This is a genomic window from Cohnella faecalis, assembly GCF_003570905.1.
GTDB classification, from domain to species: Bacteria; Bacillota; Bacilli; order Paenibacillales; family Paenibacillaceae; genus Cohnella; species Cohnella faecalis.
On sequence record NZ_QXJM01000008.1, the window covers coordinates 1 to 9,803 of the forward strand.

Below are 9,803 nucleotides of genomic sequence, written 5' to 3' on the forward strand. Positions count from 1 at the left end.
AAAGCGCGGTTCAAGGCGCGCGTCCGAGCACGGGAACACGCTGCTTTCAGTTGCGTCGCTTTTGCGAGGCGTCTTATGGTATGCGCTCATTTTTGGAGACTCCTTAAACGAATTTTCGTTGCTCATCTAATAATAACACGAACGCTGACAGCGTGCTGTCGCGTTCTTCGAAGATAATTCAAACGATCGGTCTAAATAACGGTTTACTTTTTCCGAGGCTAGAAGCATAGCGATACGTACGCCACGCAAAATACGGAAATATTCCGATTGTGGTCCGTGAGGCGATCGCGAGAAGAGGGGCAGAAAAGTTGAACGGTATAAGCGACAGCATCTGATAGCCCATAATTTTCTGGGACTGCCTTTTGCCGAAGCGCGCGGGCGTCTCGTGCAGCAAGCATGGATAATCGGCGCGCATCCGATGCCGACAGAATAAAACGATCAGGACGCATACGGACGGCAACGGAAGCAGGATCAGCGCCGCCGGCCAGTACAATGAGCTGACCCGAGCGGGCGAGAATGCGGTTGCCGACTTCAAAGTTACGAACCCGGTAATCACCTGCCAACCGTAATTCCCGCGTAATACAGGGATACCATTGAGCCGCGTAGCCGCCGTCAATTCCTTAACGTTGACGAGAAAGCTGCTCCCCATAAGCCGACGTCGTTTCCCAAGCCGCAGTAGAACAAGAAGGTAACCAGCGTGAGCTTGACACCCTTCATTCGCAAAGGGTTTACGGCTTCCGTTGCCAACCCGGCCCAGCCCGCTTCGTTCTCTTCCATTTCCGCGCGGCTTTCGGCATGGCCATTATTCACCCTTTTCCATAGAGGAAGAGTAACAACAGCAGAACGACTAATGCAAACTGGATGACGGCAACGGCCAAATATCCGTTTCTCCAGGAAGCGTCTTCCGCGATGAACCCGGACATGATGACAGGTCCAGAGTCGCCCGACTCCCAGAAGCAATGCAGCAACTCATATGATGCGCTTTGTAGTGAGTCGCCACGTAGTTATTCAAGCCCGCGTCGACGGAGCCGGCCCAAGCAAGCGGCACCGCTAAGCGCGATAAGCCAAATTAACGAAGGCGCGAAGGAAAATCAATAGCGAGATGGCGGTCATGAAGCAGCTGATGAGCGTAACTTTTCCTGTGCCCAGCCGCTTTATCACCGTTCCGCTCGCCAAGCTGGAGACGATGGTGCCTCCCGCAATAGTCATGGATAGCAATCCGGCGGCCCAAGCGGCGCTCCGATATCCGACTGCATAACCGGCCATGCGGAGCGAGCAGCGAATCGGGCAATCCCAGACTAATAAATGCCAAATAGATAATAATCAAAAAGAAAGTAGCCATGTTGTCTAACGCCTTTAGCTGTAAAACTTATTTTCTCGATAAGACGATCGTCGGCTCCAGCGTAGCCAACGTCAAAGCGATCAAGCCGTTCAAATAGTCGGCTCGAAATCGTTCGACAGCATAATGGCCGGAACCGCTGTCTTCGGAAGGCGCGCGCCGCATTTATCCGCAATGCTGCATAAATGCTCCTGGCTTATCAAGCGACCGTGCAGAACGACGACATTCGGATCGAGGACGCTGCTTACGCAACGGTAAGTTTGGCTATCGCTTCGCAGAGCTCATCGAACGAATTCATCAGGGAAGCATCTCCCAAGAAACACCGAGAGGAATGTTCGCCACCTCGCCGCGTAATGACCCTGCCCTTGTATAGCTTTCTTGAATTAAAATACCGGCCCCAGGAGGGTATCGCTCCGGGAAGAACAAGTAGACGATCGTGGATTGTTCGCCAGCTCCGGTTCTTTCGCCATAACCGATGACGCGGCGTTCACGTCGTTTTCCATAATGACGGGCTTTCCGTATCGGGTGCGAAGATGCTCGGTAACGGAAACGCCAGCAACGCTTCATAATCCGACACGATCATTTTGCCGTCGTATTCGGCGCCCGGCAAACCTAAGCCGATTGCCCGCATGAAGGATACGAGGCTATCGCTCGTCGATGATTCGTTCAAGAGTCGGCATGTCGATCGTCTCGACCGGTTCGTCCGTTTCAAAAACGAGTGCGCCCATAAGATTGACCACGGTGCTTCGAGCCTTGATCGTTCCGTTCGATTCGTGAGGAAATAGAAGAAGAGCCAGGGCATATTCGGCGTTATATTCATATTGCGGGCGGTCTTCCGCTCGAAGAGATCGGCTCTCCCTCCAGAACTTCTCCCTCCAGCAGCAAAAAGGCGCAATACCGTACCGACCGTAACGATGCTTAATCCCGTTGCTTGCGCAAGCTGCTGCTTCGTGGCCCGCCTTTGCGTCTTCAACGCTTTCCGCACGAAGTTAACGTTAACCTCTTTGATAACGATAGCGTTGCCGCCGATCTGCTTCATACAAAGGCACCCCTATACACAACACTTTTAAAAGTATTTTAATAAAGTACTACCACACAAAAATAACATTCGGGATTTCTTGTCAAGCGGAAACCTTCGACCGGTTCCGCAGCCCATTTCTTGAATTGTCCGCAAGAAAAATCTCCTATTCCGGCGTGCGATGATATGATGATTTTAGGAAAGCGGACTTGATCGGGAGGCGAATCGATTGTCCAACGAACGCTCCGAGCCGACGGAGGCCTATGAATGGGATGAGCTGACGAATCGAATTCTTGCCGAATACCCGGTTCAGTGCGTGTCTCGAACGGGACCTCTCGGACAAAAACACTTCATGCCCACGAAGGCTTCGAGCTATACCTGTGCGTAAGCGGCTCGGATTCTATATGGTGGGAGATCGGCTGTTCCCCTTGCACGCGGGAACGCTCACCGTTATTCCCCGCACGCCATTCACCGCGCTTATTCCGGCTCTCTATCATCGTTCCGTCGGTTTGTGCTTTCCGTCGACACTTCGTACCTAAAGCTGCTGAACGACGCTTGCCCGACGACCGAACCCGATCTTCTCCAATTGCTGGCGGGCGAAAGAAGCACCGCAGGAAGCCATTATTTTCTCCCCATGCCGCAATTCGGCCGTGTCCAATCTTTGCTTGAGGAGCTCGAACAAACCCTTCTTGAAAAAAGCTTTCTGTACGAGCTAACGATACTTCGGATCAATGTCCGCGAGGTTTGTCTTTCTTGTGGTTAATTTGGAGGAAGCCGCCGGGAAAACGACTCACGAGCACGTTCGGCGGACGAAAGCTGATGTCGTCGGTGTTTTAGCAGTCTACAAGGATCGGGACACTGGGAAGCGCCAGAGCAAATCTTCGATCCGTATCTCCTCCTGGCAATGCGCGACCAAGTAGGCTAATACATCGCCGACCAGCAGTTCGTCCGCCGAACGTGGCTGTGAGTCGTTCCCGGCGGCTTCCTCCAAATTAACCACAAGAAAGACAACCTCGGACATGATCCGAAGTATCGTTAGCTCGTACAGAAAGCTTTTTTCAAGAAGGGTTTGTTCGAGCTCCTCAAGCAAAGATTGGACACGGCCGAATTGCGGCATGGGGAGAAAATAATGGCTTCCTGCGGTGCTTCTTTCGCCCGCCAGCAATTGGAGAAGATCGGGTTCGGTCGTCGGGCAAGCGTCGTTCAGCAGCTTTAGGTACGAAGTGTCGACGGAAAGCACAAACCGACGGAACGATGATAGAGAGCGGAATAAGCGCGGTGAATGGCGTGCGGGGGATAACGGTGAGCGTTCCCGCGTGCAAGGGGAACAGCCGATCTCCCACCATATAGAATCCGGAGCCGCTTACGCACAGGTATAGCTCGAAGCCTTCGTGGGCATGAAGTGTTTTTTGTCCGAGAGGTCCGTTCGAGACACGCACTGAACCGGGTATTCGGCAAGAATTCGATTCGTCAGCTCATCCCATTCATAGGCCTCCGTCGGCTCGGAGCGTTCGTTGGACAATCGATTCGCCTCCCGATCAAGTCCGCTTTCCTAAAATCATCATATCATCGCACGCCGGAATAGGAGATTTTTTCTTGCGGACAATTCAAGAAATGGGCTGCGGAACCGGTCGAAGGTTTCCGCTTGACAAGGAAATCCCGAATGTTATTTTGTGTGGGTAGTTATTAAAATACTTTTAAAAAGTGTTGTTGTATAGGGGTGCCTTTGTATGAAGCAGATCGGCGGCAACGCTATCGTTATCAAAGAGGTTAACGTTAACTTCGTGCGGAAAGCGTTGAAGACGCAAGGGCGGGCCACGAAGCAGCAGCTTGCGCAAGCAACGGGATTAAGCATCGTTACGGTCGGTACGGTATTGCGCCTTTTGCTGCTGGAGGGAGAAGTTCTGGAGGGAGAGCCGATCTCTTCGAGCGGGGGAAGACCGGCCGGCAATATGAATATAACGCCGAATATGCCCTGGCTCTTCTTCTATTTCCTCACGAATCGAACGGAACGATCAAGGCTCGAAGCACCGTGGTCAATCTTATGGGCGCACTCGTTTTTGAAACGGACGAACCGGTCGAGACGATCGACATGCCGACTCTTGAACGAATCATCGACGAGCGGATAGCCTCGTATCCTTCCATGCGGGCAATCGGCTTAGGTTTGCCGGGCGCCGAATACGACGGCAAAATGATCGTGTCGGATTATGAAGCGTTGCTGGGCGTTTCCGTTACCGAGCATCTTCGCACCCGATACGGAAAGCCCGTCATTATGGAAAACGACGTGAACGCCGCGGTCATCGGTTATGGCGAAAGAACGGAGCTGGCGAACAATCCACGATCGTCTACTTGTTCTTCCCGGAGCGATACCTCCTGGGGCCGGTATTTTAATTCAAGGAAAGCTATACAAGGGCAGGGGTCATTACGCGGGCGAGGTGGCGAACATTCCTCTCGGTGTTTCTTGGGGAGATGCTTCCTGATGAATTCGTTCGATGAGCTCTGCGAAGCGATAGCCAAACTTACCGTTGCGGTAAGCAGCGTCCTCGATCCGAATGTCGTCGTTCTGCACGGTCGCTTGATAAGCCAGGAGCATTTATGCAGCATTGCGGATAAATGCGGCGCGCGCCTTCCGAAGACAGCGGTTCCGGCCATTATGCTGTCGAACGATTTCGAGGCCGACTATTTGAACGGCTTGATCGCTTTGACGTTGGCTACGCTGGAGCCGACGATCGTCTTATCGAGAAAATAAGTTTTACAGCTAAAGGCGGTTAGACAACATGGCTACTTTCTTTTTGATTATTATCTATTTGGCATTTATTAGTCTGGGATTGCCCGATTCGCTGCTCGGCTCCGCATGGCCGGTTATGCAGTCGGATATCGGAGCGCCGCTTGGGGCCGCCGGATTGCTATCCATGACTATTGCGGGAGGCACCATCGTCTCCAGCTTGGCGAGCGGAACGGTGATAAAGCGGCTGGGCACAGGAAAAGTTACGCTCATCAGCTGCTTCATGACCGCCATCTCGCTATTGGGATTTTCCTTCGCGCCTTCGTTAATTTGGCTTATCGCGTTAGCGGTGCCGCTTGGCTTGGGGGCGGGCTCCGTCGACGCGGGCTTGAATAACTACGTGGCGACTCACTACAAAGCGCATCATATGAGTTGGCTGCATTGCTTCTGGGGAGTCGGGGCGACTCTTGGACCTGTCATCATGTCCGGGTTCATCGCGGAAGACGCTTCCTGGAGAAACGGATATTTGGCCGTTGCCGTCATCCAGTTTGCATTAGTCGTTCTGCTGTTTGTTACTCTTCCTCTATGGAAAAGGGTGAATAATGGCCATGCCGAAAGCCGCGCGGAAATGGAAGAGAACGAAGCGGGGCTGGGCCGGGGTTGGCAACGGAAGCCGTAAACCCTTTGCGAATGAAGGGTGTCAAGCTCACGCTGGTTACCTTCTTGTTCTACTGCGGCTTGGAAACGACGGTCGGCTTATGGGGGAGCAGCTTTCTCGTCAACGTTAAGGAATTGACGGCGGTTACGGCGGCTCAATGGGTATCCCTGTATTACGCGGGAATTACGGTTGGCAGGTTGATTACCGGGTTCGTAACTTTGAAGGTCGGCAACCGCATTCTCGCCCGCTCGGGTCAGCTCATTGTACTGGCCGGGGCGGCGCTGATCCTGCTTCCGTTGCCGTCCGTATGCGTCCTGATCGGTTTTATTCTGGTCGGCATCGGATGCGCGCCGATTTATCCATGCTTGCTGCACGAGACGCCCGCGCGCTTCGGCAAAGGGCAGTCCCAGAAAATTATGGGCTATCAGATGGCTGTCGCTTATACCGGTTCAACTTTTCTGCCGCCTCTTCTCGGCTGGATCGCCTCACGGACCACAATCGGAATATTTCCGTATTTTGTCGTGGCGTACGGTATCGCTATGCTTCTAGCCTCGGAAAAAGTAAACCGTTTATTTAGACCGAGTCGTTTGAATTGATCTTCGAAGAACGCTGACAGCACGCTGTCAGCGTTCGTTGTTTATTATTAGATGAGCAACGAAAATTTCGTTAAGGAGTCTCCAAAAATGAGCGCATACCATAAGACGCCTCGCAAAAGCGACGCAACTGAGAAGCAGCGTGTTCCCGTGCTCGGGACGCGCGCCTTGAACCGCGCTTTGCTGGCAAGGCAAATGCTGCTGCGACGAGAAAAGCTGCCGGCACTCGACGTCATCGAGCGTCTGGTCGGCATGCAAGCTCAAGCTCCGAATGCCCCGTATTTCGGTCTATGGACCCGCATCGAAGGCTTCGCCCAAGAGGAACTATCCCGGCTTATTCAAGATAGAAAGGCCGTTCGAATCGCGCTGATGCGCTCGACTTTGCATCTGGCATCCGCCGAGGATTGCTTGCAGCTGCGTCCGTGGGTGCGAGCCGTTCAGGAAAAAGGCTTGGCAAGCACGTATGGCAAGCGGCTGGCCGGCATCGATGCTGATGCGCTCGCAGCGGCTGGCCGCGAAGCGGTTGAAGCCGAGCCGCTTACGTTCAGCGAGCTTGGCAAAAGCTTGCAGAAGCGGTGGCCCGGTCGCGATCCTGCCGCCCTCTCTGCGGCTATCCGAACTTATGTGCCGCTAGTTCAAGTGCCGCCGCGCGGACTGTGGGGCGAGGGCGGGCAGGCGGCGCACACTTCCGCGGAAGCGTGGCTCGGCCAGCCTCTTTGCGCCGAGCCTTCGGCGGAGAGCATCGTTCTAAGATATTTGTCCGCGTACGGCCCGGCATCCGTCAAGGACGTCCAGGTATGGTCGGGGCTTACCCGGCTAGGCGAGACCATCGAGAAGCTTCGGCCGCAGCTGGCCGTTTTCCGCGACGAGGCTGGCCGGGAGCTGTTCGACGTGCCCGACGCTCCCCGGCCGGATGCGGATACCGATTGCCCGGTACGATTTCTCGGCGAGTTCGACAACATCCTTTTGTCCTATGAGGATCGCAAGCGTATCCTTCCCGAAGAATACAAGAAGCGGGTATTTACCGAGAACGGTATTATCCGGTCCGCGATACTCGTAGACGGGTTCGTCTCCGGATTATGGAGAATCGCCCGGAGCGGCGGTACCGCAACGCTCATTATCGAACCGTTCAAGACACTTTCCACGCGGGAACGCGACGCGCTGGCCGAGGAAGGAACACGCTTGCTTGAGTTTGCGACGGTCGATAGCGGGGAATCCCGTGTGATTGCTTTTGTTTCTTCGTAAGTATGCTAACAATGGAATGGAAAAATTGTAAAATTTGTCGAAAACTCTGCTATTATAGGATTGGGAATTTCTTTTTAGCGGAGGAGGACTTGGTTGCGCTTTGACTTACATAATAGAATTTATTAAAACAGCATTTCCAAATCCTTATGTAGCTTTTTTCTATATCACTATCATTTGATCAGCAAAGGACCGATAAGGCATTAGACTGCTATTCCGAATTGGAGTTGGAAATATACAAATATTTGCACGATCAATCTGACTTCTTCGATGTCGCAGAAAAGATGTCCAAAGCATCTTCTCTAATGCCCTATGAGTTGTTAAAGGAATCGATGCAATGTAAAAATGAAAGTGACATTGAAAAAAGAAAGGGACTCATTGAAGAGCTCTATACGAAAATTAAGGATGAAATCCTCCGCTTAAAACGAAATCAATACGATTCTATAACTTCTAAAAGCAGTGATGGTGTAACTTCAATTGAAAACTTTATGAAGTCCAAGCTTGCTCCTTTTGTTTATCCTCTCATGCCTACCTTTTGTAATTTAGTTCTGCTGTTACTTACAATTTACTTTATTTTTTTAATGAGTGAGTCGACAATAACACAACAAATCTTATATATTTCAGTGGTCATGGCCGTCGTTATTTATGGAACACTTATGATTTCTATGGTGAGTCTTGTTATTATTAAAAAGCGGTTCAACAATTCCTGGTTGAATTGGATGTTATTCTTTCTCTTTGTTTTATCGCCGTTATCTCTTTTTGAAGGCCCTTGGTATCGAGGCATCATTGCAATAGTGCTCATTATTGCATACGGCTTCTATGCCGCTAAGAAAAGCATAAAGAAATCTATACCGTAAATCGTGAGGAAGAACCAATTTATCCCAAAAAAGAAAAAACAACACGCCGATCCATTCGGCGTGTTGTTTCGCATTCAAAGCTTAATAAGCCGTCCATCCCGCATCGGCGGTAACGACGGTGCCGTTGACGAAGCTGGCATCGTCCGAGGCAAGGAACAGCGCGACCTTGGCAATCTCTTCCGGCTCGCCCGCGCGAGGATTCAAGCTGATCCCGGCCATGGCTCTTTCCATGCCGAATGGGTTCGGTTCGGTAATCGAAGTGCCGATATTGGTGTTGACTCCTCCCGGAGCAATCGCATTGCAGCGAATTCCCTGGGTCGCATATTGGAACCCGACGTTTTTCGTAAATCCGACAACCGCATGCTTGGAAGCGGTATAGGCAGCGCCCGCTCGGGAGCCTTGCAGTCCGCCTGCCGATGCGATATTAACGATAACGCCGCTTTTCTTCTCGGTGAAGAGCGGAAGCACTTTGCGGGTTGTCCGCATCGGGCCGGTTGTATTAATGGCGAAAATCCGCTCCCACAGCTCGTCGGTCAGATCGGCTGCCGGGACGAAGTTATCCATGATCCCCGCATTATTGACGAGAATGTCTACTGTGCCGAATGTTTTCACGGTTGTATCGATTAAGTTCTGAACGTCATCTTCTTTGGCTACATTCGCCGCTATGGCAATTGCAGTGCCGCCCTTGGACTCAATGTCCGTTACGACCGTCTGCGCGGCATCAATGCGCAAATCGGATACAACAACCTTGGCGCCTTCGGATGCATAGAGCTCGGCAATAGCTTTTCCCATGCCTGAAGCGGCACCTGTAATGACGGCAACTTTACCAGAAAGTCTCATCTGAAAATACCTCCCGTTGTTGTACAGATGTTCAATAACAATACATCCGTTTAATTTGAGTATAATAATAAAGGCACAGACCGGACAATCAGTAAAAACCGTTCAAATGTCAGCTAACGAACAAATCGGACGACAATGTTGAATAAAAGGATGATCAGTATGTCCCAACCGGAGAAAAAAGTGGATCGCCGAGTCATTCGGAGCAAAGAAGCGCTTAAGCAAGCTTTGTTGAAGCTGATGGCTGATAAAGATTTCGACGCTATAACGATCACTGAAATTGTAGAGTTGTCGAATTATAACCGCGGAACTTTCTACACTCATTATGTGAACAAGGAAGCGTTGCTCGACGACATCATCGACGAACTGATTCGGGAGCTGCTGAAGTCTTATCGTTCTCCTACGAGAACCAGGATATTTTCCGAATTAATGAGCTGACTGCCAACTCCGTTAGGATTTTCGAACATGTTCTCCACTATTCATCGGTCTACGCGATTCTGCTTCGAAGCAATGTCATTTCGAATTGCGAGAAAA

11 protein-coding genes and 2 pseudogenes are annotated in these 9,803 nt (G+C 51.6%); 7 read left to right on the plus strand and 6 right to left on the minus strand.

Translation table 11 applies throughout. The annotated features are described in order from the left end of the window. Positions 1-126: 126 nt before the first annotated feature. The 3 genes and pseudogenes from D3H35_RS34525 to D3H35_RS31790 form a co-directional block, all read right to left on the minus strand. Positions 127-1,342, minus strand: a pseudogene (locus D3H35_RS34525) (MFS transporter). 27 nt (positions 1,343-1,369) lie between these two features. Then, positions 1,370-1,504 (minus strand): hypothetical protein, encoded by a 135-nt coding sequence (locus tag D3H35_RS33345; RefSeq protein WP_267901330.1) that lies wholly within the window; start codon positions 1,502-1,504, stop codon positions 1,370-1,372. 322 nt (positions 1,505-1,826) lie between these two features. Further along, on the minus strand, positions 1,827-2,378 hold the full coding sequence (locus D3H35_RS31790; protein WP_233567679.1) for a hypothetical protein: 552 nt from the start codon (positions 2,376-2,378) through the stop codon (positions 1,827-1,829). Between the two features lie 208 nt (positions 2,379-2,586). On the opposite strand from D3H35_RS31790, the gene D3H35_RS30525 reads away from it, so the two are divergent. Beyond that, on the plus strand, positions 2,587-2,745 hold the full coding sequence (locus D3H35_RS30525) for a hypothetical protein (protein ID WP_158593886.1): 159 nt from the start codon (positions 2,587-2,589) through the stop codon (positions 2,743-2,745). A 453-nt stretch (positions 2,746-3,198) separates the two neighbouring features. Here the strand turns inward: D3H35_RS30525 and D3H35_RS31795 are convergent, their stop codons facing one another. Both D3H35_RS31795 and D3H35_RS31140 read right to left on the minus strand, forming a co-directional pair. Continuing rightward, the gene (locus tag D3H35_RS31795; RefSeq protein WP_233567680.1) at positions 3,199-3,597 is read right to left on the minus strand and encodes a hypothetical protein; all 399 of its coding nucleotides are present in this window, start codon (positions 3,595-3,597) and stop codon (positions 3,199-3,201) included. A gap of 123 nt (positions 3,598-3,720) precedes the next feature. Continuing rightward, positions 3,721-3,879: a hypothetical protein gene (locus tag D3H35_RS31140; protein WP_199728447.1), complete on the minus strand. Its 159-nt coding sequence runs from the start codon at positions 3,877-3,879 to the stop codon at positions 3,721-3,723. Positions 3,880-4,087: 208 nt separating this feature from the next. On the opposite strand from D3H35_RS31140, the gene D3H35_RS31800 reads away from it, so the two are divergent. The 5 genes and pseudogenes from D3H35_RS31800 (at position 4,088) to D3H35_RS01040 (ending at position 8,432) form a co-directional block, all read left to right on the plus strand. After that, entirely contained in the window at positions 4,088-4,486 is a 399-nt protein-coding gene (locus D3H35_RS31800) for a hypothetical protein (RefSeq protein WP_233567681.1), read from the plus strand. Beyond that, positions 4,402-5,106, plus strand: a complete 705-nt coding sequence (locus tag D3H35_RS01025) for a hypothetical protein (protein ID WP_233567682.1) — start codon at positions 4,402-4,404, stop codon at positions 5,104-5,106. The genes D3H35_RS31800 and D3H35_RS01025 overlap by 85 nt, the downstream gene beginning before the upstream one ends. Positions 5,107-5,134: 28 nt before the next feature. Then, positions 5,135-6,336, plus strand: a pseudogene (locus D3H35_RS01030) (MFS transporter). An 87-nt stretch (positions 6,337-6,423) separates the two neighbouring features. Next, positions 6,424-7,578 (plus strand): winged helix DNA-binding domain-containing protein, encoded by a 1,155-nt coding sequence (locus D3H35_RS01035; RefSeq protein WP_119147405.1) that lies wholly within the window; start codon positions 6,424-6,426, stop codon positions 7,576-7,578. Positions 7,579-7,820: 242 nt separating this feature from the next. Beyond that, a complete protein-coding gene (locus tag D3H35_RS01040) occupies positions 7,821-8,432 on the plus strand; it encodes a hypothetical protein (protein ID WP_147355696.1) in 612 nt (203 codons plus the stop codon). 81 nt (positions 8,433-8,513) lie between these two features. On the opposite strand, the gene D3H35_RS01045 is transcribed toward D3H35_RS01040, so the two are convergent. Then, a complete protein-coding gene (locus tag D3H35_RS01045; RefSeq protein ID WP_119147407.1) occupies positions 8,514-9,272 on the minus strand; it encodes an SDR family oxidoreductase in 759 nt (252 codons plus the stop codon). Between the two features lie 159 nt (positions 9,273-9,431). On the opposite strand from D3H35_RS01045, the gene D3H35_RS01050 reads away from it, so the two are divergent. Next, complete coding sequence (locus D3H35_RS01050) at positions 9,432-9,707, plus strand: TetR/AcrR family transcriptional regulator (RefSeq protein WP_233567683.1); 276 nt, start codon at positions 9,432-9,434, stop codon at positions 9,705-9,707. Positions 9,708-9,803 lie beyond the last annotated feature (96 nt).